At 70.9% G+C, this 26,889-nt stretch carries 21 protein-coding genes and 1 pseudogene; 9 read left to right on the forward strand and 13 right to left on the reverse strand.

Features of this window, described 5'->3' with window-relative positions:
- Positions 1–14: 14 nt before the first annotated feature.
- The 9 genes from pssA to ACZ499_RS07685 form a co-directional block, all read right to left on the reverse strand.
- Positions 15–869 (reverse strand): CDP-diacylglycerol--serine O-phosphatidyltransferase, encoded by an 855-nt coding sequence (pssA, locus tag ACZ499_RS07645; protein WP_385533103.1) that lies wholly within the window; start codon positions 867–869, stop codon positions 15–17.
- Positions 856–1,512, reverse strand: a complete 657-nt coding sequence (locus ACZ499_RS07650; protein WP_067166206.1) for a phosphatidylserine decarboxylase — start codon at positions 1,510–1,512, stop codon at positions 856–858. The genes pssA and ACZ499_RS07650 overlap by 14 nt, the downstream gene beginning before the upstream one ends.
- A gap of 185 nt (positions 1,513–1,697) precedes the next feature.
- The gene (locus ACZ499_RS07655; protein WP_188272373.1) at positions 1,698–2,903 is read right to left on the reverse strand and encodes an acyl-CoA dehydrogenase family protein; all 1,206 of its coding nucleotides are present in this window, start codon (positions 2,901–2,903) and stop codon (positions 1,698–1,700) included.
- Positions 2,904–2,905: 2 nt separating this feature from the next.
- Entirely contained in the window at positions 2,906–3,418 is a 513-nt protein-coding gene (locus ACZ499_RS07660; protein WP_468407419.1) for a MaoC family dehydratase, read from the reverse strand.
- A gap of 4 nt (positions 3,419–3,422) precedes the next feature.
- Positions 3,423–4,439: an HpcH/HpaI aldolase/citrate lyase family protein gene (locus ACZ499_RS07665; protein ID WP_468673183.1), complete on the reverse strand. Its 1,017-nt coding sequence runs from the start codon at positions 4,437–4,439 to the stop codon at positions 3,423–3,425.
- Positions 4,436–6,448 (reverse strand): protein meaA, encoded by a 2,013-nt coding sequence (locus ACZ499_RS07670; protein ID WP_468407415.1) that lies wholly within the window; start codon positions 6,446–6,448, stop codon positions 4,436–4,438. The genes ACZ499_RS07665 and ACZ499_RS07670 overlap by 4 nt, the downstream gene beginning before the upstream one ends.
- Positions 6,449–6,462: 14 nt before the next feature.
- Positions 6,463–7,800, reverse strand: coding sequence for a crotonyl-CoA carboxylase/reductase (gene ccrA, locus ACZ499_RS07675; protein ID WP_468673184.1), 1,338 nt, complete (start codon positions 7,798–7,800; stop codon positions 6,463–6,465).
- A gap of 392 nt (positions 7,801–8,192) precedes the next feature.
- A complete protein-coding gene (locus tag ACZ499_RS07680) occupies positions 8,193–9,011 on the reverse strand; it encodes a TetR family transcriptional regulator (RefSeq protein ID WP_468673185.1) in 819 nt (272 codons plus the stop codon).
- Between the two features lie 115 nt (positions 9,012–9,126).
- Positions 9,127–10,908: a 3-hydroxyacyl-CoA dehydrogenase family protein gene (locus ACZ499_RS07685; RefSeq protein ID WP_468673186.1), complete on the reverse strand. Its 1,782-nt coding sequence runs from the start codon at positions 10,906–10,908 to the stop codon at positions 9,127–9,129.
- Positions 10,909–11,277: 369 nt separating this feature from the next.
- Here ACZ499_RS07685 and ACZ499_RS07690 point away from each other — a divergent pair, with 369 nt between their 5' ends.
- Positions 11,278–11,853, forward strand: a complete 576-nt coding sequence (locus ACZ499_RS07690) for an adenylosuccinate lyase (RefSeq protein ID WP_468407407.1) — start codon at positions 11,278–11,280, stop codon at positions 11,851–11,853.
- A gap of 77 nt (positions 11,854–11,930) precedes the next feature.
- Here ACZ499_RS07690 and ACZ499_RS07695 read toward each other — a convergent pair.
- The 3 genes and pseudogenes from ACZ499_RS07695 to ACZ499_RS07705 all read right to left on the reverse strand — a co-directional run.
- Positions 11,931–12,332, reverse strand: a pseudogene (locus ACZ499_RS07695) (GNAT family N-acetyltransferase); the annotation flags it as partial.
- A gap of 23 nt (positions 12,333–12,355) precedes the next feature.
- On the reverse strand, positions 12,356–12,757 hold the full coding sequence (locus tag ACZ499_RS07700) for a RidA family protein (protein ID WP_385533127.1): 402 nt from the start codon (positions 12,755–12,757) through the stop codon (positions 12,356–12,358).
- A gap of 47 nt (positions 12,758–12,804) precedes the next feature.
- Positions 12,805–13,845, reverse strand: coding sequence for an Rv2578c family radical SAM protein (locus tag ACZ499_RS07705; protein ID WP_468673187.1), 1,041 nt, complete (start codon positions 13,843–13,845; stop codon positions 12,805–12,807).
- Positions 13,846–14,010: 165 nt separating this feature from the next.
- Between ACZ499_RS07705 and ACZ499_RS07710 the strand changes: the two genes are divergently transcribed.
- The 4 genes from ACZ499_RS07710 to ACZ499_RS07725 all read left to right on the forward strand — a co-directional run bounded on the left by ACZ499_RS07710 (position 14,011) and on the right by ACZ499_RS07725 (position 20,631).
- Positions 14,011–14,454 (forward strand): SRPBCC family protein, encoded by a 444-nt coding sequence (locus ACZ499_RS07710; protein WP_385533133.1) that lies wholly within the window; start codon positions 14,011–14,013, stop codon positions 14,452–14,454.
- Positions 14,455–14,754: 300 nt separating this feature from the next.
- Positions 14,755–17,223: an MFS transporter gene (locus ACZ499_RS07715; RefSeq protein WP_468673188.1), complete on the forward strand. Its 2,469-nt coding sequence runs from the start codon at positions 14,755–14,757 to the stop codon at positions 17,221–17,223.
- A gap of 134 nt (positions 17,224–17,357) precedes the next feature.
- Complete coding sequence (locus tag ACZ499_RS07720; RefSeq protein ID WP_468673189.1) at positions 17,358–19,799, forward strand: SpoIIE family protein phosphatase; 2,442 nt, start codon at positions 17,358–17,360, stop codon at positions 19,797–19,799.
- 106 nt (positions 19,800–19,905) lie between these two features.
- Positions 19,906–20,631, forward strand: coding sequence for a class I SAM-dependent methyltransferase (locus tag ACZ499_RS07725; protein ID WP_468673190.1), 726 nt, complete (start codon positions 19,906–19,908; stop codon positions 20,629–20,631).
- A 67-nt stretch (positions 20,632–20,698) separates the two neighbouring features.
- Here ACZ499_RS07725 and ACZ499_RS07730 read toward each other — a convergent pair whose 3' ends face one another.
- Positions 20,699–21,550 carry a lytic polysaccharide monooxygenase auxiliary activity family 9 protein gene (locus tag ACZ499_RS07730; RefSeq protein ID WP_468673191.1) on the reverse strand — a complete coding sequence of 284 codons (852 nt, stop codon included), beginning with the start codon at positions 21,548–21,550 and terminating at the stop codon, positions 20,699–20,701.
- A gap of 179 nt (positions 21,551–21,729) precedes the next feature.
- Here ACZ499_RS07730 and ACZ499_RS07735 point away from each other — a divergent pair, with 179 nt between their 5' ends.
- Genes ACZ499_RS07735 through ACZ499_RS07750 form a run of 4 tightly spaced genes read left to right on the forward strand, consistent with a single transcriptional unit; the run spans position 21,730 to position 26,862 of the window.
- Complete coding sequence (locus ACZ499_RS07735; RefSeq protein ID WP_468673192.1) at positions 21,730–22,563, forward strand: M55 family metallopeptidase; 834 nt, start codon at positions 21,730–21,732, stop codon at positions 22,561–22,563.
- A complete protein-coding gene (locus ACZ499_RS07740) occupies positions 22,556–23,881 on the forward strand; it encodes a M20/M25/M40 family metallo-hydrolase (protein ID WP_468673193.1) in 1,326 nt (441 codons plus the stop codon). Before ACZ499_RS07735 ends, ACZ499_RS07740 begins: the two co-directional genes overlap by 8 nt.
- A 15-nt stretch (positions 23,882–23,896) precedes the next feature.
- Positions 23,897–25,918 carry a S9 family peptidase gene (locus tag ACZ499_RS07745; RefSeq protein WP_468673194.1) on the forward strand — a complete coding sequence of 674 codons (2,022 nt, stop codon included), beginning with the start codon at positions 23,897–23,899 and terminating at the stop codon, positions 25,916–25,918.
- Positions 25,915–26,862, forward strand: a complete 948-nt coding sequence (locus tag ACZ499_RS07750; protein ID WP_468673195.1) for a S66 peptidase family protein — start codon at positions 25,915–25,917, stop codon at positions 26,860–26,862. Before ACZ499_RS07745 ends, ACZ499_RS07750 begins: the two co-directional genes overlap by 4 nt.
- Positions 26,863–26,889 lie beyond the last annotated feature (27 nt).

Here is a 26,889-nt window from a genome sequence, read left to right on the forward strand (position 1 = left end):
CACAGCGCGAAGCGCTACGGCAGCTGGGCCGCCCGCGCCTCACGGCGGTTGTCGCGGATCGAGTTCACCCGGCGGGCCGTGGCGAACAGGGGGATCACCGCGCCCAGCACGACCTGCAGCACGCAGCCCGTCTGGAGCAGCAGCTGGCCGCCCGGCGCGTCGAACGCCCACGCCGCGAGCAGCCCCATCGCGCCCACGATCCAGCTGAGCATGGCCACCGCGAGGATGCCCCGCGGCTTCGGGTACTCGACCCGGCTGACCATCAGCCACGCCACCCCGATGACGGCGAGCAGCGTCGGGACGAACGGCAGCTCCAGGAGCACGATCGAGACGACCGTGAGCGCGCCGAAGGGGCTCGGCATGCCCTGGAACATGCCGTCCTTCATCGTCACGCAGGAGAACCGCGCGAGTCTGAGCACCACCGCGAGCAGCACCGTGATCGCCGCCACGGCCGCGACCCGCTGGTGCGCGTCGTCGGCGACCATGCCGTACACGAGGACGAAGTACGCCGGGGCGAGCCCGAAGCTGATCAGGTCCGAGAGGTTGTCCAGCTCGGCGCCCATCGGCGAGCTGCGCAGCTTCCGCGCGACCAGGCCGTCGCAGAGGTCGAAGATCGCCGCGAGCAGCATCAGGATCACGGCGGTCGCTGCGGAGTGCCGCGCCATGCCGGTCTCGGAGCTGCCCGACAGGTGCGGGATGAGGATTCCGGTGGTGGTGAAGTACACCGCCATGAACCCGCAGGTCGCGTTGCCGAGCGTCAGGGTGTCCGCTATCGACAGCCGCAGGGAGAGGGGCATCTCCTCCGCGTCGTCGTCGGCGTCCGCGCCCGGCACCCAGTCGGTCTGGGTGTCCGGATCAATCACGGTCAATTCGAGTCACCCCCGCAGTGGTCTTCTGCCCGACCTCGACAGCGACCTCGACCCCCTCCGGAAGATAGATGTCGACCCGGGAGCCGAACCGGATGAGACCGATGCGCTCGCCCTGCTCCACCTTGGTGCCCTGGGGGATGTAGGGGACGATCCGCCGCGCCACCGCACCCGCGATCTGCACCATCTCGATGTCACCGAGCTCGGTGTCGAAGTGCCAGACAACGCGCTCGTTGTTCTCGCTCTCCTTGTTGAACGCCGGAACGAACCCGCCGGGCACGTGCTCGACGGACGTCACCGTGCCGGCCAGGGGCGCACGGTTGACGTGGACGTTCAGCGGGCTCATGAAGATCGCGACGCGGGTGCGCCCGTCCTTCCACGGCATGATGCTCTGCACCACGCCGTCGGCGGGGGAGATGACCCGCCCGGTAGCGATCTCGCGCTCGGGGTCGCGGAAGAACCACAGCATGCCCGCCGCGAGCGCGGTGGCGGGTACGGCCACGGCCTTGGCGGCGCCGGAGCGGCGCGCGCGGGCGAGGCTGAGGGCTGCGGTGGCGACGGTCGGCAGAAGCCACGGCGATGCTCCGCGAGCAAGACGTCCCTGGAGGAAACCGTCGCGAGATGCAGAGGTTTGGCTGTGGGGCATGGATGACCTTCGTAGCGGATGATGCCGCGCTGGCAAGTGGGGGACGGCGGCTGGTTTACCAGCGATGCTATCGGTTGCGAGCCGCAACTGGGAAAGCCAGAAGCCGAGTCGGTCGGCCGGAAGCCCTCAGGAAACGCCTACAGGGTGTGATGTTCTTCGCGGCCGAACCGACCTAAAAGCGGCAATCAACCCTGGAATCGGTACTCCTCGAGAAGCCGACGCCCAATGATCATTTTTTGGATCTCGGCGGTACCTTCACCGATGAGCAGCATCGGCGCCTCGCGGTACAGGCGCTCGATCTCGTACTCCTTCGAGAAGCCGTAGCCACCGTGGATACGGAAGGCGTCCTCCACGACCTCCTTGCAGTATTCGGAGGCGAGGTACTTCGCCATCCCTGCCTCAAGGTCGTTTCGTTCCCCAGAGTCCTTTTTGCGTGCTGCGTTGACCATCATGGCATGAGCGGCCTCGACCTTGGTAGCCATCTCGGCCAGCTTGAACTGAATCGCCTGGTGCTGGGCGATCGCTTTGCCGAAAGTATGACGTTGCTGGGCATAGGAGACACCCAGCTCGAATGCACGCTGAGCGACGCCACAGCCACGCGCCGCGACGTTCACACGGCCGACCTCGACTCCGTCCATCATTTGGTAAAACCCTCGGCCGGTGACCCCGCCGAGGACCCGATTGGCCGGAATGCGCAGTCCGTCCATGATGAGTTCGGTCGTGTCGACGCCCTTGTAACCCATCTTGTCGATCTTGCCGGGGATGGTCAGGCCGGGCCGGACCTCGCCGAAGCCGGGCTCCTTCTCCACCAGGAAGGTCGTCATCGACTTGTGGGGGGCGGTGCCCTCCGGGTGTCCTTCGTCACTCCGGCACAGAACGGCGACGAGCGATGACGTTCCGCCATTGGTGAGCCACATCTTCTGGCCGTTCAGGACGTACTCGTCGCCGTCCCTGACGCCCTTGGACGTGATCGCCGACACATCCGAGCCGAGCGCCGGCTCCGACATCGAGAACGCGCCGCGCACCTCGCCCAGGGCCATCCGGGGCAGGAAGGTGTCCTTCTGCTCCTGGGTGCCGTGCTGCTTGAGCATGTACGCCACGATGAAGTGCGTGTTGATGATGCCGGAGACCGACATCCAGCCACGCGCGATCTCCTCGACGCAGAGCGCGTACGTCAGGAGCGACTCGCCCAGACCGCCGTACTCCTCGGGGATCATCAGCCCGAACAGGCCGAGCTCCTTGAGGCCTTCGACGATCTGCGTCGGGTACTCGTCCTTGTGCTCCAGCTGCGTCGCGACCGGAATGATCTCCTTGTCGACGAAGTCCCGGACGGTGGCCAGGATTTCCTGCTGGACGTCGGTCAGACCGGCGGTCTGCGCGAGACGGGCCATGGCTACTTCTCCTGCTGCTTCGGCTCCGGGCGGCCGGGCTGCTCGCCGCCGCGTTCCTTGATGTACGTCTCGGTGGGGACCATCACCTTGCGGCGGAACACGCACACCAGCGTGCCGTCCTGCTTGTAGCCCTTGGTCTCGACGTAGACGATCCCGCGGTCCGACTTGGACTTGGAGGGCGTCTTGTCGAGGACCGTCGTCTCGCCGTAGACGGTGTCGCCGTGGAAGGTCGGCGCCACGTGCTTGAGCGACTCGACCTCCAGGTTGGCGATCGCCTTGCCGGACACGTCCGGCACGCTCATACCGAGCAGCAGCGAGTAGATGTAGTTGCCCACGACGACGTTCCTGCCGAAGTCGGTCGTCTTCTCCGCATAGTTGGTGTCCATGTGGAGCGGGTGGTGGTTCATGGTGAGCAGACAGAACAGGTGGTCGTCGTACTCGGTCACCGTCTTCCCGGGCCAGTGCTTGTACACGTCGCCGACGGTGAACTCTTCGTAGGTGCGGCCGAACTGCATGGTGTTACGCCTCCGGGATCTCGAACTTCGACGTGCGCTGCATACCGGCCGCCCGGCCCTTGCCCGAGATGACCAGCGCCATCTTGCGGCTGGCCTCGTCGATCATCTCGTCGCCGAGCATCGCCGAGCCCTTCTTGCCGCCGGCCTCGGAGGTGAAGTACTCGTACGCGTCGAGGATGAGCTCGGAGTGGTCGTAGTCCTCCTGCGAGGGCGAGAAGACCTCGTTGGCCGCCTCGACCTGGCCGGGGTGCAGCACCCACTTGCCGTCGAAGCCGAGGGCGGCGGCGCGCTGGGCGACCGCCTTGTAGCCGTCGATGTTCTTGATCTGGAGGTAGGGGCCGTCGATCGCCTGGAGGTTGTTGGCGCGGGCGGCCATCAGGATCTTCATCAGGATGAAGTGGTAGGCGTCCGCCGGGTAACCGGGCGGCTGCTCGCCCACGACCAGCGACTTCATGTTGATCGACGCCATGAAGTCGGCCGGGCCGAAGATGATCGTCTCGAGGCGCTGGGAGGCCGTCGCGATCTCGTTGACGTTGTTCAGACCCTGGGCGTTCTCGATCTGCGCCTCGATGCCGATCTTGCCGACCTCGAAGCCCATCGTCTTCTCGATCTGGGTGAGCAGCAGGTCCAGCGCGACGATCTGCTCGGCGGTCTGCACCTTCGGCAGCATGATGCAGTCCAGGTTCTGCCCCGCGCCCTCGACGACCGTCACGACATCGCGGTACGTCCACTCGGTCGTCCAGTCGTTGACCCGCACGACCCGGGTCTTGCCGGTCCAGTCGCCCTCGTTCAGGAACTTGACGATGGTGTGCCGGGCCTCCGGCTTGGCGAGCGGCGCACAGGCGTCCTCCAGGTCCAGGAAGACCTGGTCGGCGGGGAGTCCCTGCGCCTTTTCCAGGAAGCGCGGGTTCGAGCCCGGAACGGCGAGGCACGAACGGCGCGGGCGGAGCCTGGAGGTGTCGTCCCGCAGGGGCGTCGTTTGAGGGTGGTGGTGGGAGACGGGAGGGCGGTTGACGGTCATGCGGGGACCTCCAGAGGGTCGAGCTTGTTCGCTTTCCGGATCTCGTCGACGATACGGCCGATGATCTCCGTGATACCGAAGTCCTTCGGGGTGAATACGGCGGCCACACCCGCCTTGCACAGCTCCTCGGCGTCCGCCGGCGGGATGATCCCCCCGACGATCACCGGGATGTCGGGGGCGCCGGCCTCGCGCAGCCGCGCCAGCACGTCCGGGACCAGCTCGGCGTGCGAGCCGGACAGGATCGAGAGGCCCACGCAGTGCACATCCTCCGCCAGGGCGGCGTTGACGATCTGCTCGGGGGTCAGCCGGATCCCCTGGTAGACCACCTCGAAACCGGCGTCACGCGCGCGTACGGCGATCTGCTCGGCCCCGTTGGAGTGCCCGTCGAGCCCCGGCTTGCCCACCAGCAGCCGCAGCCGGCCCGCTCCCAGCTCATCGGCCGTACGGGTCACCTTCTCGCGCACCAGCGCCAGCGGCGTGCCCGCCTCGGCCGGGACCGCGACCGGGGCCGAGGAGACCCCGGTCGGTGCCCGGAACTCGCCGAAGACATCGCGCAGCGCCCAGGACCACTCGCCCGTGGTGACGCCCGCGCGGACGCACTCCAGGGTCGCGGCCATCAGGTTCTCGGACCCGGCGGCCGCCTTCTTCAGAGCCGCCAGCGCCTCCGACGCCCGGGTCTCGTCCCGGTTGTCGCGCCACTCGTGGAGCTTGGCCACCACCCGCGCCTCGTTCGCCGGGTCGACCGTCATGATCGCGGTGTCCAGGTCGGAGGTGAGCGGACTGGGTTCGGTCGACTGGTAGCAGTTGACGCCGATGATCTTCTCCTCGCCGCCCTCGATGCGCGCCCGGCGCTCGGCGTGCGAGGAGACCAGCTGCGACTTGAGGTAGCCGGACTCGACGGCCGCCATCGCGCCGCCCATCTGCTGGATCCGCTCGATCTCGGCCAGGCACTCCTCGACCAGCGAGTCCACCTTGGCCTCGACGACGTGCGACCCGGCGAAGATGTCCTCGTACTCCAGGAGGTCGCTCTCGTGCGCGAGGACCTGCTGGATCCGCAGCGACCACTGCTGGTCCCAGGGACGCGGCAGGCCGAGCGCCTCGTTCCAGGCGGGGAGCTGGACGGCCCGCGCGCGGGCGTCCTTCGACAGCGTCACGGCCAGCATTTCGAGCACGATCCGCTGGACGTTGTTCTCCGGCTGCGCCTCGGTCAGACCCAGCGAGTTGACCTGGACGCCGTAGCGGAAGCGGCGCTGCTTGGCGTCCTCGATGCCGTACCGCTCGCGCGTCACCTTGTCCCAGATGCGGCCGAACGCCCGCATCTTGCACATCTCCTCGATGAACCGGACACCCGCGTTCACGAAGAAGGAGATCCGCGCGACCACCTCGCCCTTGCGGTCCTCGGGGATCTGCCCGGACGCGAACACCGCGTCGAGCACGGCGATCGCGGTGGACATCGCGTACGAGATCTCCTGGACCGGGGTGGCCCCCGCCTCCTGGAGGTGGTAGCTGCAGATGTTGATCGGGTTCCACTTGGGGATGTGGTTGACCGTGTACGTGATCATGTCGGTGGTCAGCCGCAGCGACGGACCGGGCGGGAAGACGTGTGTCCCGCGCGACAGGTACTCCTTGACGATGTCGTTCTGCGTCGTGCCCTGCAGCCGGGTGATGTCGGCGCCTTGTTCCTCGGCGACCACCTGGTACATGGCCAGCAGCCACATCGCGGTGGCGTTGATGGTCATCGAGGTGTTCATCTGCTCCAGGGGGATGTCCTGGAACAGCCGGCGCATGTCACCGAGATGGGACACCGGGACCCCGACCCGGCCCACCTCGCCGCGGGCGAGGATGTGGTCCGGGTCGTAGCCGGTCTGCGTCGGCAGGTCGAAGGCGACCGACAGGCCGGTCTGGCCCTTGGCGAGGTTGCGCCGGTAGAGCTCGTTGGACGCCTCGGCGGTCGAGTGACCGGCGTACGTCCGCATGAGCCAGGGCCGGTCCTTCTGACGCTCAGTCATATGTCGCTCCGTGCTCAGATGTTGCGGAAGCGGTTGATGGCGTCGAGGTGCTTGGCACGGAGTTCGTGGTCGCGGACGCCGAGGCCCTCACGGGGGGCGAGGGCGAGGACGCCGACCTTGCCCTGGTGGAGGTTGCGGTGGACGTCGTAGGCGGCCTGCCCGGTCTCCTCCAGGGAGTACACCTTGGAGAGGGTGGGGTGGATCTTGCCCTTGGCGATGAGGCGGTTGGCCTCCCAGGCCTCGCGGTAGTTGGCGAAGTGGGAGCCGATGATGCGCTTCAGGGACATCCACAGGTAGCGGTTGTCGTACTCGTGCATGTAGCCCGAGGTGGAGGCGCAGGTGGTGATGGTGCCGCCCTTGCGCGTGACGTAGACGCTCGCACCGAAGGTCTCGCGGCCGGGGTGCTCGAAGACGATGTCGATGTCCTCGCCGCCGGTGAGTTCGCGGATGCGCTTGCCGAAGCGCTTCCACTCCTTCGGGTCCTGGGTGTGCTCGTCCTTCCAGAACTTGTAGCCCTCGGCGTTGCGGTCGATGACCGCCTCGGCGCCCATGGCGCGGCAGATGTCGGCCTTCTCCGGGCTGGAGACGACACAGATCGGCGTGGCGCCGCCCGCGAGGGCGAACTGGGTGGCGTACGAGCCGAGTCCGCCGCTGGCGCCCCAGATCAGGACGTTGTCGCCCTGCTTCATCCCGGCGCCGTTACGGGAGACGAGCTGGCGGTAGGCGGTGGAGTTCACAAGCCCGGGCGAGGCCGCCTCCTCCCAGCTCAGGTGGTCCGGCTTCGGCATCAGCTGGTTCGACTTGACCAGCGCGATCTCGGCGAGGCCGCCGAAGTTCGTCTCGAAGCCCCAGATGCGCTGCTCGGGGTCGAGCATGGTGTCGTTGTGGCCGTCGGAGGACTCCAGCTCCACCGACAGACAGTGCGCGACGACCTCGTCGCCCGGCTTCCACGCGTTCACGCCCGGTCCGGTGCGCAGGACCACGCCCGCGAGGTCCGAGCCGATGACGTGGTACGGCAGGTCATGGCGCTTGGTCAGCTCGCTGAGCTTGCCGTAGCGCTCCAGGAACCCGAACGTCGAGAGCGGCTCGAAGATCGACGTCCACACCGAGTTGTAGTTGACCGAGGAGGCCATGACGGCCACCAGGGCCTCGCCGGGGCCGAGTTCGGGGACCGGCACCTCGTCGAGGTGCAGCGACTTGCGCGGGTCCTTGTCCCGGGTGGCGAGCCCGGCGAACATCTCCGTCTCGTCCTTGTGCACGGTGATCGCGCGGTACGACTCGGGGATGGGCAGAGCCGCGATGTCTGCGGCGGTGCTGTCCTGCGACTGAATCGCGTCCAGGATTTCCTTCACGGTGTTGCCTCCGGCGGAGCGCGTTGGGAACGCTGAGGGGACTGCTGCTGTGGAGGTGTGCCGTCGGTTCGGCGGTACTACGGGATCGGCGGCGCCTGGTGGGCGCGGGAGGGTGCCTGTGACGCAGGCGTCCGGGCGCGCTCGCTGGGGAAGCTTGCGGGGACAGCCGGCGTACGAAAGGTCTCTGCACGCCGGCCGCCCGGACAACATCAACGTATGGCACGCGGTGCCAGTCGGCAAGACACTGCGTGCCAACAATTTCTCTCAATTGCGTAATGACCTGCACGGATGAGCGATGATCGATCGATTCCGTTTCCGGAGGCGCTCCGGAAACGACGAAAGCCGCCCTGGCGGGGCGGCTTTCGTCCGTTGTATCCGGGTTACGTGCTGTTTCAGCGCTGCCGGAGCGCCTTCTTGATCGACTGCATGATCTCGTCCAGCGGCGCGTCCGTACGAGCCACCGCGACCAGTACCTCGTCGCTGGTGGAGACCGACGCGGCGGCGGGCTTCGGCCCGGCGGTGCGCCCCGCCCCGATCCCGGAGCCGAAGGTGTCCCGGACGATCGCGAAGGCGTGGTCGAGCTGGGCCTCCACATCGCCCTGGCCGCCGGCCCGCAGCCAGCGCCGCAGCACGTGGTTGTGCGCGGTCACGACCGCGGAGGCGGCCACCTCGGCGAGCAGCGGGTCGTCGTTGCCGGCGTGGTGGTCCTTCTCGTCGAAGTGGCCGAGCAGATAGCGCGTGAAGAGCCGCTCGTAGCGGGCCACCGAGGCGATCTCCGCCTCCCGCAGGGTGGGCACCTCACGGGTCAGCTTGTAGCGCGCCACGGAGACCGAGGGGGAGGAGGCGTACATCTTCATGACCTCCTTGATCCCCCGGCACACCGTGTCCAGCGGATGCTCGTGCGGGGGCGCGGCGTTGAGCACCGCCTCGGCCCGTACGAGGGTGTCGTCGTGGTCGGGGAAGATCGCCTCTTCCTTGGAGCGGAAGTGGCGGAAGAAGGTGCGGCGGGCGACCCCGGCGCGGGCCGCGATCTCGTCGACCGTGGTGGCCTCGTACCCCTTGGCCGAGAAGAGCTCCATCGCCGCGGCCGCCAGCTCGCGGCGCATTTTGAGCCGCTGGGCGGCCGCGCGGCTGCCGGCGGCACTTTCCGGGGCGTCGGACGTGGCGGACGTTCGGGTCGGCCGTTTCGATGAGGCAGCGGGCTGGGGCATGGACCGAACGTACTGCATATGCCCAGGAAGTCGCGCTCGCGGGGGCGGACCGCCCGACGGATCGAGCAGGCCGCCCCAGCCCTCCCCCGGCCGGTGGACGGGGGAGCCCCACGGCTCAGCGCCGGGCATACTCGCGGAATCCACGGCCCGTCTTGCGGCCCAGGCACCCGGCTGCGACCAGGTGCTCCAGGAGCGGGGCGGGCGCGAGGCCCGGGTCGCGGAACTCGGCGTGCAGCACCTTCTCGATGGCCAGGGAGACGTCGAGGCCGACCACGTCGAGGAGTTCGAACGGACCCATCGGGTAGCCGCCGCCGAGCCGCATCGCGGCGTCGATGTCGTCGAGCGTGGCGTAGTGCTCCTGGACCATCTTGATCGCGTTGTTGAGGTACGGGAAGAGCAGCGCGTTCACGATGAACCCGGCCCGGTCCCCGCAGTCCACCGGGTGTTTGCGGATCTTCGCGGTGACCTCGCGGACGGTGGCGTGCACCTCGTCCGAGGTCAGGACCGTGCGGACCACCTCGACCAGCTTCATCGCGGGCGCCGGGTTGAAGAAGTGCATCCCGATGACGTCCTGCGGGCGCGAGGTGGCGCGGGCGCACGCGACGACCGGCAGCGAGGAGGTGGTGGTGGCGAGCACCGAGCCCGGCTTGCAGATCTTGTCCAGGGAGGCGAACAGCTGCTGCTTGACCCCCAGGTCCTCGGCCACCGCCTCGACGGCCAGGTCCACCTCGGCGAATGCCTCAAGGGCCCCGGCCGGGGTGATGCGGGCGAGCGTCTCGTCGCGGGCCTCGGCCGTCATCCGGCCCTTGTCGACAGAGCGCGAAAGCGACTTGGCGATACGGGACTTGGCGGTCTCGGCCTTCTCCAGGCCGCGCGCGGCGAGCACCACGGCGTACCCGGCCTTGGCGAAGACCTCCGCGATGCCGGAGGCCATGGTCCCGGACCCGGCCACGCCGACCGAGCGGATCTCGCGGCCGACGCTCGTGCCCGCCGCCGTGGCGCGCGTCTGCGCGTCCGGCACCACGGCCGAGCTGCCGGGGCCCTCGTACGTGTAGAAACCGCGGCCCGCCTTGCGGCCGGTCAGGCCCGCCTCCGCGAGCTGGCCGAGGATGGGCGCGGGGGCGTGCAGCCGGTCCTGCGAGTCGGTGTACATCGCCTCAAGGACCGTACGGGCGGTGTCGATGCCGATCAGGTCGAGCAGCTCCAGGGGGCCCATCGGCAGTCCGCAGCCCAGCTTCATCGCGGCGTCGATGTCCTCGCGGGAGGCGTACTTCGACTCGTACATCGCGGCGGCCTGGTTGAGGTAGCCGAAGAGCAGCCCGTCCGCGACGAAGCCCGGGCGGTCGCCGACCGCGACCGGCTCCTTGCCGAGGTCGAGGGCGAGCCGGGTGACCGCCTCCACGGCGGGCGGCGCGGTCAGCACCGAGGAGACCACCTCGACCAGCTTCATCGCCGGGGCCGGGTTGAAGAAGTGCAGGCCCAGGACGCGCTCGGGGTGGGACGACTCGGCGGCGAGCCGGGTCACGGAGAGGGCGTTGGTGCCGGTCGCCAGGATCGTGGTGGGCGCGACGATGGCGTCGAGCGCGGCGAACACCTGCTGCTTGAGCTCGTACGACTCCGGCACGACCTCGATGACCAGGTCGGCGTCGGCCGCCGCCTGGAGGTCGGTGAAGGTGCGGAACCGGGCGAGGATGTCGCGCCGCTCCTCCTCGGTGATGCGCTCGCGGGCCACGGCCCGGGCGGTGGACGCCTCCAGGGAGGCCACGGCCCGGCGGGCGGCCTGCTCGCTGATGTCGATGCCGATGACCTCGCGGCCCGCGCGGGTGAGCACGTCGGCGATGCCGGTGCCCATGGTGCCGAGACCGACCACGGCGACGGTGTTCAGGGGGGTGTCCATCACGGGACTCCAGGGTGAGTGACGACTGAGGAGAGGGCGCACGCGACCGGCATCCGGCTGTCGCGAGGCGTCAACGAAGACGCGGGTGCGCAGAGCGGCGCACGGCGTGCGGGAGATGTGTCGTGGTGGTGCTGAGGGCCGGCGGACCCGGTCCCGGGGCCACACCGTGAAACTGCCGAACCGACGAAACACTCGCGGTGGCTGCGTCACCAGGCCACCGGAGTTCGCGGGGGGTACCCGCTCACTTGAGATTAACTGGTGAGTAACGAGCGCGCCATAGGGCGGGGGTAAGGAGTCCATGTGATCTGGCTCGCCCCCGCTCCCGGCGGGACCCCTCCCCCTCCCGCGACGGGCCACTACGCTTCCCGCATGGACGAGGAGCTGCGGTCCCTGGCGGACCGGCTGCGGGGCGAGGCCAGGGCGTCGGACGCGGTGTCCGCGTACGAGCGGCTGCTCTCGACCCGGGACCAGGACGAGCTGGCGGCCGTGCTCACCGAGCGCGAACGGCCTCTGTGGGCGCGGGAGATCGCGGCCTTCCGGCTCGGCTGCGCGGGGGACCGGCGCGCCTTCGAGTCGCTGGTGCTGCTGCTCAACCACCGGGACCCGGAGCGCTGCGTCTCCGCCGCGCACGCCCTGGCCCGGCTCGGCGACCCGCGCACGGCACGGGCGGCGGCCGCGCTCGCCACCAACCAGCTGCGCACCGCGTACGCCCTGCACCCGGTGCGGCTGCTCACCGCGCTGCGCGCCCCCGAGGCCGTACCGGCGCTGATCACCACCCTGCGGCCACTGCTCTCGCCCGACACCCCCTACTGGCGGGTGGCGCTGGCCTGTGTGGAGGGGCTGGGGGAGCTGGGCGACAAAAGGGCGGTCGAAGTCCTGGAGACGGCGCTGGCCCGCCCGCGCCTCGCCTCGGCGGCCGCCGTGGCGCTCAGACGCATCGCATAACGCACCTCGGGCACCGCGACCCCGTCCACGACGAAGTCCTCCTCGGCGCCGTCCGGGGCGAAGCCGGCGCCCTCGTAGAACCGCCGGGCCCGGTCGTTGGCCTTCAGGACCCACAGCAGCAGGCGCGGGCACCCGGCGTCGGCCGCGCGGGCCGTCAGCTCGGCCGTCAACAGCCGCCCGGCGCCCGTGGACCAGTGGTCCGGGTGCACATACAGGGCATACACCTCACCGTCGGCCGTCCGCCCGCCGCCGTCCTCCCGGTACGGCCCGCAACACCCCCAGCCGATCACCTCGCCCGCCCGCTCCGCGACCACGTTGACGACCGAGCCGTCGCCGTGGGCCAGATGCTCCCGGCGGCGCTCGGCGTCCCGCTCCACGCTCAGGGCGTCCAGGTGCGTCTGCGGCATCAGGCCCCGGTAGGCGGTGCGCCAGCCCTCGGTACGGACGGCCGCGACCGCCTCGCAGTCGGCCTCGGCCATGTCCCGTACGCGCACAGGGGCGCTCACCGGTCGGCGATCACCGCGAACGCCTCGATCTCCATCAGGAGTTCGGGGCGGAACAGCGACACGACCTGCACCGCCGAGCTGGCGGGGAGGCGGCCGCTGTCGAGGTGTTCGTCCCGCGCCTCGCGGATCGCGGGCAGATGGGCGATGTCGGTGACGAAGACGGTCAGCTTCACCACATCGTCGAAGGTCGCCCCGGCGGCCTCCAGGCAGCGGCGCAGATTCTCGAAGATCTGCCGCGCCTGCGCCACCGGGTCGCCCTCCCCGACCACGTTCCCCTTCTCGTCGAAGGCGCACTGGCCGGATATCGCGATGAACCGGCCGGTGCCCCACACCACATGGCTGTAGTTGACGCCGGGTGCGACGCCGTCCGGGGTGGCGATGTGCGTGAGCGAAGTCATGCGTCCATCCTGAACCATGCCACTGACAATCGGGCGCCGGGTTCCGGTCAGAGCAGGGTGAGCTGGGTCGGACCGGCCGGTTCCGGCTCCACGCGCTGCGGAATGCGCCGGGCCGCGCCCCGGTGCGCCGGTCCGATGCCGAACTCGGTGGCCAGATCGTGTACTTGGCGGGTGATCCGGCGCTGGTACCACTTCGGCGCGTACGCACCCTCCGCGTACAGCCGCTCGTACCGCCGCACCAGATGCGGATGGTGCTCGGCGAGCCACCCCATGAACCACTCGCGCGCCCCCGGCCGCAGATGCAGCACCAGGGGCGTCACCGAGGTCGCGCCAGAGGCGGCGATCGCGCGGACGGTGGCGCGCAGCTGGTCGGGGTGGTCCCCGAGGAAGGGGATGACCGGCGCCATCAGGACCCCGCAGCCGATGCCGTGCTCGGTCAGCGTCCGTACGGCGTCGAGGCGCCGCTCGGGCGCGGGCGTGCCCGGCTCGACCGTGCGCCACAGCGCGTCGTCCACGAACCCCACGGAGACGGAGATCCCGACGCGGGTGACTTCGGAGGCCTGCTGGAGCAGCTCCAGATCGCGCAGGATCAGCGTGCCCTTGGTGAGGATGGAGAACGGGTTGGCGTGGTCGCGCAGCGCCTCGATGATCCCCGGCATCAGCCGGTAGCGGCCCTCGGCACGCTGGTAGCAGTCGACGTTGGTGCCCATGGCGATGTGCGCGCCCTGCCACCGCTTGGAGGAGAGGTGGCGGCGCAGCAGCTCGGGCGCGTTGACCTTGACGACGATCTGCGAGTCGAAGCCGAGCCCGGTGTCGAGGTCGAGATAGCTGTGCGTCTTGCGGGCGAAGCAGTACACGCACGCGTGCGTGCAGCCCCGGTACGGGTTGACGGTCCACTCGAACGGCATCCGGGACACCCCGGGCACCCGGTTGACGATCGAACGCGCGCGGACCTCGTGGAAGGTGACCCCGCGGAACTCGGGGGTGTCGAAGGTACGGGTGACCACCGCGTCCGCGTCGAACAGCGCGGCCGTACCGACAGCGCCCGGCCTCGGTGGATCGTTCTCGGCCAGATTGTCCCAGCGCATACACGCCTCCTCGGGCCTCGTCCGTAGCACTGAGCTCAGAATAGAACATCTGTTCCCATGATCGCAGCAACCCCCGATTTGGGGGCCCGCATCGGAGGTGATTGGCTTTGCCCACCCCGAATCCGGGCGCACCCCCCGGATGTCACGAGTGCTGGAGGAAGAGCCATGGCGCAGGTCGAGGCCACCACGGAGCGGATCATCGCGGCGAGCCCGGAGACGGTGTTCGACACCGTGGCCGACTACAAGGACAGCCGCCCCAAGCTCCTGTCCGAGCACTTCAGCGAGTACCAGGTGCGCGAGGGCGGCGACGGCGAGGGCACCCTCGTCCACTGGAAGCTCCAGGCCACCAGCAAGCGCGTGCGCGACTGCCTGATGGAGGTCTCCGAGCCGACCGAGGGCCGGCTCGTCGAGAAGGACCGCAACTCGTCGATGGTCACCACCTGGACCGTCACCCCGGCCGGGGAGGGCCGCTCCAAGGTCGTCGTCACCACGGTGTGGAACGGCGCCGGCGGCATCGGCGGCTTCTTCGAGAAGACCTTCGCCCCCAAGGGCCTCAACCGCATCTACGACACGGTGCTCGACAAGCTCGCCGCCGAGGTCGAGAAGTAGGTGGAGAAGTAGATCGGGAAGTAGATCGAGGGATCGGCCGGGAAGGCGGCCGGGGCCGGCGGACAGCCCCTGCCCGTTCCCGGCCGCGGTCACCGGATCGAGTGGTTTTCACGGCGCCCCGGTGGTGCGCCCGCGCGTCCCGGGCGGTGTGAAACACGCTGATGGGGCGGTGGACACGCGCCCCTCCAGGGCGAGTTGTGCGCCCCCGCCCCCTCCTCTTCCGCTTGCTCCCTATTAGCGCCCGATGCGCAGGATGTACGCCGCGCAGGCGAATCAGGCGGCGCGACGAGGGGAGCAGACGTGGGCGGGATCACTCTGGTGAAGGACCCGGCGCAGAACGGGCCTTCGGGGGAGCGGTGTTGGAGGCGGGCCGCGACGGAGCCGGCCCCGGAGTTCTCCGACGCGGTGCCGGTGGACGAACCGCCGGTCCCGGCGCCGGTGGACGGCCCGTACGGGGCCCCCGTGGGGCTCACCCCGCGCCGGGTGCGGCTGGTCTTCCTCGGCCTGATGCTCACCATGCTGCTCGCGGCGCTCGACCAGATGATCGTGGCGACCGCGCTGCCGAAGATCGTCGGCGATCTGCACGGCCTCGACAAGGTCTCCTGGGCGGTCACCGCCTATCTGCTGGCCTCCACCATCGGGCTGCCCATCTACGGCAAGCTCGGCGACCTCTTCGGCCGCAAGCCCGTCTTCCAGTTCGCCATCGTCGTCTTCGTGATCGGTTCGGCGCTGGCCGGCTGGTCGCGGTCCATGGACGAGCTCATCGCCTTCCGCGCCGTCCAGGGAGTGGGCGGCGGCGGGCTCATGATCGGTGTACAGGCGATCATCGCGGACATCGTGCCGGCCCGCGAACGCGGCCGCTTCATGGGCCTGATCGGTGCCGTCTACGGCCTGGCCTCCGTGGCCGGGCCCCTGCTCGGCGGCTTCTTCACCGACCACGCCTCGTGGCGCTGGTGCTTCTACATCAACGTCCCCTTCGGCCTGGTCGCCCTCGCCGTCATCGCCGTCGTCCTCAGACTGCCCCGGCCCGCGGCCCGCCCCCGCCTGGACGTCCTCGGCTCGCTCCTCCTCGTCGCCGCCTCGACCTGCCTGGTGCTGCTGACCAGTTGGGGCGGTACGGAGTACGCCTGGGGCTCGCGCACCATCCTGGGGCTGGCCGCCGGAGCCCTCGGCACGACCCTGCTCTTCGTCGTGGCCGAGAACTACGCGCGCGAACCGGTCATCCCGCTGCGGCTGTTCCGCGACTCGGTCTTCAACATCTCCGGTCTGGTCGGCGCGGTCATCGGCGTCGCGCTCTTCGGCGCGGCCAGCTATCTGCCGACCTTCCTCCAGATGGTGGACGGCGCCAGCGCCACCGAGTCCGGGCTCCTCGTCCTGCCCATGATGGGCGGCATCGTCGCCGCCTCGGTCATCTCCGGGCAGCTCATCAGCCGCACCGGCCACTACAAGATCTACCCGGTGCTCGGCAGCGCCGCCTCGGCCGGCGGCATGTGGCTGCTCTCCCGGCTGAAGACCGACACCCCCCGGCTCGACTACAGCGTCTGGATGGCCGTCCTGGGCATCGGCATCGGCCTGGTGATGCCGGTGCTCATCCTCGCCGTGCAGAACGCCGCCGACCCCGCCGACCTGGGCACCGCCACCAGCGCCAACAACTACTTCCGGCAGATCGGCGGCAGCGTGGGGGCCGCCGTCTTCGGCACAATGTTCACCAACCGCCTCGCCCACTCCCTCACCGAGCAGTTCCCCGCGGGCGCCCGCCTCCCCGCCCCCGAGTCGATCACCCCGCAGCTGGTCCACACCATGCCGCCCGCCCTGCGCGACGGCTACATCCGCGCGTACGCAGAGGCGATGCCGCGGATCTTCCTCTATCTGGTGCCGGTGCTCGTGCTCGGCCTCCTGCTCGCCTTCTTCCTCAAGGAGAAACCGCTGGTGTCCCAGAACGCCCCCGCCGCCCCCGCCGTCGAACCGGCACCCGTACCCCACGCCCGTACGTCCAACGCCCCGTATTCCAGCGGAGTTCCGGTCTGCGGAACGGTCCAGCACAGCGACGGGTCCACCGTGCCGCGCGCCGCGCTCACCCTCGTCGACGTGCGCGGGCAGCAGGTCGGGCGCGGCGGCAGCGGCGAGGACGGGCGGTACGCGCTGAGCGTTCCGGGAGCCGGCAGTTACGTCCTGATCGCGGCGGCCGGAGGGCACCAGCCGCAGGCCGTCTCGGTGACCGTCGGCGAGCGCCCGGTCGAGCTCGACGTGGTCCTCGGCGGCGCCGGACGGCTCGCCGGTGTGGTGATCACGGCCGACGGCACCCCGGTCAGGGACGCCGCCGTCACGCTCACCGACGTACGCGGAGAGGTAGTCTCCACCACCCGCAGCGGGCGCGAAGGTGCCTATGTGATCGGCGAGTTGGTGGCCGGTGAGTACACCCTGGCCGCCAGCGCGCCCGCGTTCAGGCCCGCCGCGCTCCCGGTGAGCGTCCAGTCCTCGCGCGAGACCCGGCAGGACATCGAGCTCGCGGGCGGCGCGGTGCTGCGCGGCACGGTCAGGGCCAGCGGCGGACGGCCGGTCGAGGACGCGCGCGTGACGCTGCTCGACGCCGGCGGGAACGTGGTGGACACCCTCACCACCGGCCCGGACGGCACCTTCCGCTTCGTCGACCTCTCGTCCGGCGAGTACACGGTGATCGCAGCCGGGTATCCGCCGGTGGCCACCGTGCTCCAGGTCGCGGGCGGCGGACGCACCGAGCGCGACCTCCAACTGGGCCACGAGGACTGACTATTCTTCAACCAATTGCCCAGTACGCGCGGGCGTGCGCCCTATTCCGGCGTTGCCCCGCGCGGGGCCTACGCATGGCCGTACGGTAGGTGGCACAGCCGCAGATCCTTGCGGCGGGGAAGGAGCCTCCACCCATGGACAGTGGTACTCCGCCGACGCTGCCGCGGCAGTCCGCCGTGGCCGGACGGATTCCGCTTGCCGTGATCGTCGTGGACGGCGACGGGCTGGTTTCGCACTGGTCGACCGGTGCGCGCCGGCTCTTCGGACCCGCCCGCGAGGAGGCGGTCGGCCGGTCCGCCCTCGATCTGCTGCCGGTATCCGGCGCGCTGCGCGAGGACAGGCCCGGCGACGTCCTGCGGGAGCTGGACGCCTACGACACGTTCGGCCCGGGCCTGGACGCCTCGCTCAACGGCCTGACCTCGTACCCGACGGCTGGGCGAGCCACCCTCTCGGATGCCGGTCGGCCTCGCGTCGATGTGCTCTGGTGGGCGTATCCGCTGGTCGGGCCGGGCGCCGAGCGGCTCCTGGTGCTGGCGGCGGACGCGCGGCAGCTGCATGCCGAGCACCCGGGGCCGGGCTGTGGTGCCGTGGAGCGGATAGCACCGGGCTTCGCGCTGCACACCGAGTTCCAGGGAGCCGAGGAGCTGGCCGGTCGGCTGCCCGAGATCCTGCCCAGCATGAGCGTCGGCGAGAGCTCCCGGATCGTCTCGCAGGTGCTCGAACTCGGCTATCCCGTACTGGAGTTCAGCCAGCACGACCGGGTGCCCGTGACGCCTGACTGGGGTGTGCCCCGCCGGGCCGAGCGCAGGGCCGCCCAGGGCGGCGAGCAGGCACCGGCCGCCGCCGGCCTCGCGCCCGCTCCCGAGTTCGAGCAGGACCTCGAATACGCCGCCGTGCGCGAGCGGCTGGAGTTCCTCAACGAGGTCAGTGGCCGCATCGGTTCCTCTCTCGATCTGTCCCGGACGATCCACGAGGTGAGCGCCGCCGTGGTGCCGCGCTTCACCGATGTCGCGGGCACCTATCTGCGTGAACAGGTCATCGCCGGTGAGGGGTTCCCGGACGGGCCGCCGGACGAGACCACGATGTGGCACCGGGTCGCCCTCGAGCACGTCGACGCACCCGGGCGGTGGGACGACGTCGTACCGGTCGGCGAGTCCATGCCGTTCCCCGCGCACACCCCCTTCTTCCAGTGCATGACCTCCGGCGAGCCCGTGCTCGTCCCGCGCATCAGCGAGCAGATGGGCACCGCCATCGCCTCGCAGTTCGAAAAGCGCGACATCCGGCCTCTGATCAACGGCCGGTCGATGCTGGTGGTTCCCCTCAAGGCGCGCAATGTGGTGCTCGGCTTCATGATCCTGCTGCGCCACGCGGAGCGGGCCGAGTTCAACGACATGGACCGGGTGACCGGCGCCGAACTCGCCGCCCGCGCCGGGCTCGTGCTCGACAACGCCCGGATGTACACGTACCAGGAGAGCGTCGCGGAGACCCTCCAGGACTCGATGCTGCCGCAGGTCACCCCTCAGATGACCGGCTGCGACACGGCGACGCGCTATCTGCCCGGCACCCTGCTCGGCCGGGTCGGCGGCGACTGGTTCGACTCGATCAAGCTGCCCGGCTCCCGGATCGCCCTCGTGGTCGGGGACGTCATGGGCCACGGCCTCAACTCGGCCGCGATGATGGGCCAGTTGCGCACCGCCGTACAGACCATGGCGGCCCTCGACCTGCCGCCCGCCCAGCTCCTGCGCAATCTGGACGACCTGGCCCAGCGGCTCGGCGAGCACTATCTGGCGACCTGTCTGTACGCGGTCTACGACCCCATCGAGGGCGAGCTCCTGATGGCCAACGCGGGCCATGTGCCCCCGGTCCTGGTCCGCGCCGCCGACGGCCGCAGCGAGCTGCTCGACCTGCCGACCGGGGCGCCCATCGGCGTCGGCGGGGTGCCGTTCGAGACCGCGCGCGTACGCGTCGAGCCGGGCGACCGGCTGGTGATGTGCACCGACGGCCTGGTCGAGATGCGGGGCGAGGACATCGGCGTGGGGCTGGCGACGCTCTGCGAGTCGGCCGCGCACCCGGCCGCCTCCATGGACGACGCCTGCGACACGATAATCCGCGCCCTCAACACGCGGGGCGGCCGCAAGGACGACGTCGCCCTCCTGATGGCCCGGCTCAACGGCATCGCGCGCGAGGACGTCGCCGAGTGGCCGCTCGCCATCGACGCGCGCGAGGTGGCCCGGGCCCGCCGCCTGGTCGGTGACCAGCTGCGCGACTGGGGCCTCGACGAGGTGGCGGAGACCGTGGAACTGCTGGTCAGCGAGGTCGTCACCAATGCCGTACGGCATGCGCACAGCCACCTGGTGCGGCTGCGGATGGTGCGGGCCGAGTCACTGCGCTGTGAGGTGGTCGACGACGACCACACGCTTCCGATGCTGCTGCACGCCGGACCGCTCGACGAGGCCGGGCGCGGACTGCGGGTGGTGAGCCGGCTGGCCCGCGAGTGGGGGACCAGCCGTACGGGCGAGGGCAAGACCGTGTGGTTCGAGGTGTCGCTGCCGCGCAGGGGGCGCACGGGGCGCTGAACCGGCTCGAACGCGGGGTGGACGATTGCGCCGGGAGCTTGTCGGCGTGCCTCCCGGAGCGATAGACCGATCTTGACACTGTGCGTGCCAGCCTGGGGAGTCGGTCATGAGCGTGACGAGTCGGTACAAGGACGCCTGGGAAGGGTTCTGGAACGAGGCGCCCGACGAGACGGGCGCGGTGTTCTGGGACGCTGAACCGGCCCTGACGGCGGGCCCCCACCTGGCGCTCTTCGAACCCCATCTGGACGATCTGGCCCTGCCCATAGTCGACTTGGGATGCGGCAACGGCACCCAGGCCCGCTTCCTCGCCGACCGTTACGACAGCGTCGTCGGCGTCGACCTCTCGCCCGCCGCGGTGGAACGGGCCAGAAGCCAGGACCCGGACGGGCGGGTCCGGTTCGACCAGCTGGACGCGACCGACGAGAAGGCCGTCCAGGAGCTGCACGCGCGCCTCGGCGACGCCAATGTGTATGTGCGCGGGGTGCTCCACCAGTGCGAGCCGGCCGACCGCCAGCCCCTGGCCGACGCCGTCGCCACGCTGATGGGGACGCAGGGCCGGGCGTTCCTGGTGGAGCTCGCGGAGGCGGCGAAGCCGGTCCTGATGAGCCTCGCCCAGGACCCCGCCGGGGCGCCGCCGAAGCTCCGCCCCGTCTTCGCCCACGGCCTCACCCCGGGTGAGGTGGCCGACGCGGCCGTGCCCGCCCTGCTCGCCGCGGCCGGTCTCACGGTCGTGGCCCGCGGCGAGCTGCCGCTGACCACGACCGAGTACCGGCCGGACGGCACCCGGATCGCGCTGCCCTCCAAGTGGTGGGTGGTGGGGCGCGCCGAGTGAGCCCGGAGGGCGGGTCGGGAGGCCCGCCGCGCCGGAGCGCGTGAGGTGTCCCTGCGCCGGCGCCGGGTCAGGAGTCCTTGCGCCGGCGCAGCAGCAGCACACCGCCGGCCAGGACGCCCGCCATGGAGACCGCCGCGACTGGCTGGGCCGCCGCGCCGAGGGCGAACGAGTCCTTCGACGGCGTGCCGCCGCCGTGCCCCTGGTGGCTGACGGTGGACTTGGACGCCCCCGCCTCGATGCTCTGCTTGCTGGGCGCGGAGGGCTGCGCGGCCGCCTGTGCGGCCTTGCCGTACACGACGTCCGAGCAGCTGTAGAACGCCTCGGGGCTGTCGTTTCGCTGCCAGACCTTGTAGATGATGTGGCGGCCGGTGCGCGCGGGCAGGTTCCCGGTGAAGTTGTAGTAGCCGTCGGTGGAGGTCCTCGCCGTGGCGTACGTGGCGACCGGCTGGGCATCCAGGTCGGACCACTTCAGCGGCTTCGTCGGGTCGAAGCCCTCCTTGGTGATGTAGAGCGTCATCGTCCCCGAATGCGGGGCCGTCACCCGGAACTTGAACCCGAAGGGGCCGGCCGAGACGCCGGTGGCCGGCCAGTCGGTGCGGGCCCAGTCCAGCGCGCGGTACTTCTCGCGGTTGGCCGAGCACAACTTGCCGTCGGGGACGAGCTGTTGATGGTGCCCGTCGGCATTGGCGATGTTGACCTCGTTCCAGTCGTAGAGCGGCTGGGTGCCGGAGTCGGCGACCAGGTCCTTGCACACGTGCGACTTGGGGGTCTCGGGGCCTTCCGCGTAACAGGCGGCGACCCGGCTGACCGGGTTGAACACGGCGCCGTGCGCGGCGGCGGGCGAGCCGGCGACGGAGAGCAGTGACGTGGACGCCACACCGAGAACACCGAGCGAGGCTGCTGTGCGTCGTACGGACATGAGGGGGCTCCTTCCCAGCTGGTTCGGACCAGAGGCTGACATTGGTCTGGACCAACATGCAAGAGGTCTGCACCAATTGGCTGGTCCGCGGACCGTCGGCGGGAGGCGCCCGAGGACACGCGCCCGGGGTTATCCACAGGGCTGGTGGGGGCGTTCCGCGACGCGTACGGTTTCGTGGCATGAAGATCCTCATCAGCGCCGACATGGAGGGCGCGACCGGTGTCACCTGGCCCGCCGATGTGCTGCCGGGCACCCCGCAGTGGGAGCGCTGCCGCGCCCTGTTCACGTCCGATGTGAACGCGGCGGCGCTGGGCTTCTTCGACGGCGGCGCCGACGACGTCCTCATCAACGAGGCGCACTGGTCCATGCGCAATCTGCTGCTGGAGCGACTGGACGAGCGCGTGGAGATGCTCACCGGCCGGCACAAGTCGCTGTCCATGGTCGAGGGCGTGCAGCACGGTGACGTGGACGGGATCGCGTTCGTCGGCTACCACACGGGCGCGGGCACCGAAGGGGTGCTGGCGCACACCTATCTCGCCAACTCCATCACGGGCGTCTGGCTGAACGGGACCCGGGCGAGCGAGGGTCTGCTCAACGCGCACGTGGTCGCGGAGTACGGGGTGCCCGTGGTCCTGGTCACCGGCGACGACCTGACCTGCACGGACGCGGAGGGGTACGCACCGGGGGCGCACAAGGTGGCGGTCAAGGACCACGTCTCGCGGTACGCGGCGGTGTGCCGCACCCCCGCGCGCACGGCCGCCGACATCAGGGCCGCCGCCAAGGAGGCCGCAGGCCTGGCGGTGCGTCACGACCCGGTGCGGGGCGGGCCGTTCACCGTCGAGCTCGAATTCGACGCGGAGCACCTGGTGATGGCCGCCACGGTGGTCCCCGGCGCCGAGCGGACCGGGGAGCGCCGCGTCGCCTACACCAGCGACACCATGTACGACGGCATCCGCACCTTCAAGGCGCTCACCACGATCGTCTCGGCCGCGGTGGAGGAGCAGTATGGCTGAGCACATCGACGCGCGGGCGCTGGACGAAGTGGTGACCTTCACCTCGGAGCTCATCCGGATCGACACCACCAACCGCGGCGGCGGGGACTGCCACGAGCGCCCCGCCGCCGAGTACGTGGCGGAGCGGCTCGCCGCCACCGGTCTGGAGCCCACGCTCCTGGAGCGGACGCCGGGGCGCACCAACGTGGTGGCGCGCATCGAGGGCACCGACCCCTCCGCCGACGCCCTCCTGGTCCACGGCCACCTCGACGTGGTGCCCGCCGAGCCCGCCGACTGGAGCGTGCACCCCTTCTCCGGAGAGGTCCGCGACGGCGTGGTGTGGGGGCGCGGCGCCGTGGACATGAAGAACATGGACGCGATGGTCCTCGCGGTCGTACGGGCCTGGGCGCGCGTGGGCGTCCGCCCCCGCCGGGACATCGTCATCGCCTACACCGCCGACGAGGAGGCCAGCGCGATCGACGGATCCGGCTTCCTCGCCGACCACCACCCCGGCCTGTTCGAGGGGTGCACCGAAGGCATCAGCGAATCCGGCGCGTTCACCTTCCACGCGGACCGCGGCATGGAGCTCTACCCGATCGCGGCGGGCGAGCGCGGCACCGGCTGGCTGAAGCTCACCGCGCACGGCCGGGCGGGCCACGGCTCCAAGGTGAACCGGGCCAACGCCGTCAGCCGCCTGGCCGCGGCGATCGCCCGGATCGGGGAGCACCAGTGGCCGGTCCGCCTCACCCCGACCGTCCGGGCGGCCCTGGCCGAACTCGCCGCGCTGTACGGGATCGACGCCGACCCGGCCACTCCCGGCTTCGACGTGGACGAGCTCCTCGGCAAGCTCGGGCCGGCCGCCGCCCTGGTCGAGCCGACCGTGCGCAACAGCTCCAACCCGACGATCCTGGAAGCCGGTTACAAGATCAATGTGATTCCGGGGCACGCCACCGCGTATGTGGACGGGCGGGTCCTGCCGGGCGGCGAGGACGAGTTCCGCGACACGCTCGACCGGCTCACCGGCCCGGACGTCGACTGGGAGTTCCACCACAAGGAGGTCGCCCTCCAGGCCCCGGTCGACTCCCCGACGTACGCCAAACTGCGCGCCGCCGTAGAGAAGTTCGCCCCCGAGGGGCATGTCGTGCCGTACTGCATGTCCGGCGGCACCGACGCCAAGCAGTTCTCCCGCCTCGGCATCACCGGCTACGGCTTCTCGCCGCTGAGACTGCCGCCCGGCTTCGACTACCAGGCGCTGTTCCACGGCGTCGACGAACGGGTCCCGGTGGACGCGCTCCACTTCGGCGTGCGCGTCCTCGATCACTATCTGCGCTCCGCGTAGGGGGAGTTGGAAGACATGGTGCCCATCGGGCCTTACGGAACATGGCCGTCGCCCATCGACGCCGAGCTCGCCGCCAGCCGCGACGGGGCGCCCGACTTCGTCGGAGTCGTCGGCGACGAGGTGTGGTGGACCGAGCCGCGCCCCACCGAGGGCGGCCGCCGCGCCCTGGTCCGGCGCCGGGCGGACGCCGCCGCGCAGTCGCTGCTGCCCGCGCCGTGGAACGTACGGACCCGGGTCATCGAGTACGGCGGCCGGCCCTGGGCCGCCGTCCCGCGCGGCTCCGGGGGCCCGCTCGTGGTCTTCGTCCACTTCCCCGACCAGCGCCTGTACGCGTACGAGCCGGACGGCGCAGGAGAGCCGCGGCCGCTCACCCCGCTCTCGGCGGTGGGGGAGGGGCTGCGCTGGGCCGACCCGGTGCTCGTGGCCGGGCGGGGCGAAGTCTGGTGCGTCCTTGAGGAGTTCACCGGCGACGCGCCCACCGATGTGCGCCGGGTGCTCGCGGCCGTGCCCCTGGACGGCTCGGCGGCCGAGGACCGCGGCCGGGTGCGTGAGCTCTCCGACGGGCGGCACCGTTTCGTCACCGGCCCCCGGCTCTCCCCGGACGGCTCCCGCGCGGCCTACCTCGCCTGGGACCACCCGAACATGCCGTGGGACGGCACCGAGCTGATCCTCGCGGACATCGGCGACGACGGGGTCTTCGAAGGGGCGCGGCCGGTCGCGGGCGGGCCCGGCGAGTCCGTCGCGCAGGTCGAGTGGGCGCCCGACGGCCGGCTGCTCTTCTCCTCCGACCGCACCGGCTGGTGGAACCTCTACCGCGCCGACCCGGCCCCCGGGGTCCCGCCCTCCTCCCACCCGGCGGACCGCGAAGGCGATGCGGTGCCGCTCTGCCCGCGCGAGGAGGAGTTCGGCGGGCCGCTCTGGCAGCTCGGCCGCCGCTGGTTCCACCCGCTGGAGAACGGTCTGATCGCCGTGGTCCACGGCAGGGGAGCGACCGCGCTCGGCATCCTCGACCCGGAGAGCGGCGAGGTCGTGGACGCGGCCGGGCCCTGGACCGCCTGGCACTGCACGCTCGCGGTGCACGGCAGCAGGGTCGTAGGCGTCGCCGCGAGCCCGCGCACGGCGCCCGAGGTCGTCGAGCTGGACACCCGCTCGGGCCGCACCCGCGTCGTCGGGCGCGACCACGACGACCCGGTGGACCCGGCGTACTACCCGGAGCCGCGGATCCGCACCTTCACCGGTCCGGGCGGCCGCGACATCCACGCCCTGGTCTATCCGCCGCACCACCCCGACCGGGTGGCGCCCGCCGACGAGCTCCCGCCGTACGTGATCTGGGCGCACGGCGGCCCGACCAGCCAGGTCCCGCTCGTCCTCGACCTGGAGATCGCCTACTTCACCTCGCGCGGCATCGGCGTCGCCGAGGTCAACTACGGCGGCTCGACGGGCTACGGGAGGGAGTACCGCGACCGGCTGCGCGAGCAGTGGGGCGTCGTCGACGTCGAGGACTGCGCGGCCGTGGCCCGGGCGCTCGCCGACGAGGGCACCGCCGACCCCCGGCGGCTCGCGATCCGGGGCGGCAGCGCGGGCGGCTGGACCTCGGCGGCCTCGCTCGCCACCACCGACGTCTACGCCTGCGGCACCGTGATCTACCCGGTCCTCGACCTCGCCGACTGGTCGTCGGACGACGGCACGCACGACTTCGAGTCGCAGTACATGGAGTCCCTCATCGGGCCCCTCGCCCACCTCCCCGGCCGGTACGCGGAGCGCTCGCCGATCACCCACGCGGAGCGGATCAGCGTGCCGTTCCTGCTGCTCCAGGGACTCGACGACGTGATCTGCCGGCCCGTACAGTGCGAACGGTTCCTGGCCAGAACGACGGGCCGCGGCATACCGCACGCGTACATCGCCTTCGAGGGCGAGGGACACGGCTTCCGCCGGGCGGACACCATGGTCCGCGCCCTGGAGGCCGAACTCTCCCTGTACGCCCAGACGTTCGGCATCGACCGGCCCGACGTCCCCCTCCTGGAGCTGAAGAAGTGACCTCGACGCACCACGCCCCCGCCCCGCTCACCCGGCCCTCCCGGCTGCGGCCCGGCGCCCGGGTGGCGGTGGTCGCCACCAGTGGGCCGGTGGTGGGGGAGCGGCTCGACGCGGGCCTGGACATCCTGCGCGGCTGGGACCTCGAACCGGTCGTGATGCCCCATGTCCGTGACCGGCACCCGGAGTTCCGCTATCTCGCGGGCAGCGACGAGGGCCGGGCGCGCGACCTCCAGGAGGCGTGGTGCGACCCGTCCGTCGACGCGGTGCTCTGCGCACGCGGCGGCTACGGCGCCCAGCGCATGGTGGACCTGCTCGACTGGAGCGCGATGCGCGCCGCCGGGCCCAAGGTGTTCGTCGGCTACAGCGACGTGACCGCGCTGCACGAGGCGTTCGCGATACGGATGGGGCTCTCCACCCTGTACGGGCCGATGGTGTCGGCCGAGACGTTCCTCAAGGACGACCCGACCCAGCGCTCGCTGCGCACCACGCTCTTCGAGCCCGAGGCGGCCCTCACCCTCGGCCCGGCGGGCGCGCGCCCGATGGTGCCCGGCCGGGCCCGTGGGGTCACCGTGGGCGGCTGCCTCGCCCTGCTCGGTGCCGGCCTCGCCACCCCGCACGCCAGGACGTCGGTGCGCGGTGGACTGCTGCTGATCGAGGACGTCGGCGAGCAGGACTACCAGATCGACCGCATCCTCACCCAGCTGCTGCGCTCGGGATGGCTGGACGGGGTCGCCGGGGTGGCGCTCGGCTCCTGGGAGGAGTGCGGGCCGTACGAGAAGCTGCGGGCCGTGCTGTACGACCGGCTCGCCCCGCTCGGGGTGCCGGTGGTCGAGCACTTCGGCTTCGGCCACTGCACCCCCTCGCTGACCATGCCGCTCGGGTTGCCCGCGGTGCTCGACGCCGACGCGGGCACGCTCACGCTGGAGGTGCCCGCGTTGGTGTAGCGCGTACGCGACGGAGGCGTACGCCGT

The sequence above is a fragment of the Streptomyces sp. NPDC031265 genome (assembly GCF_055570295.1).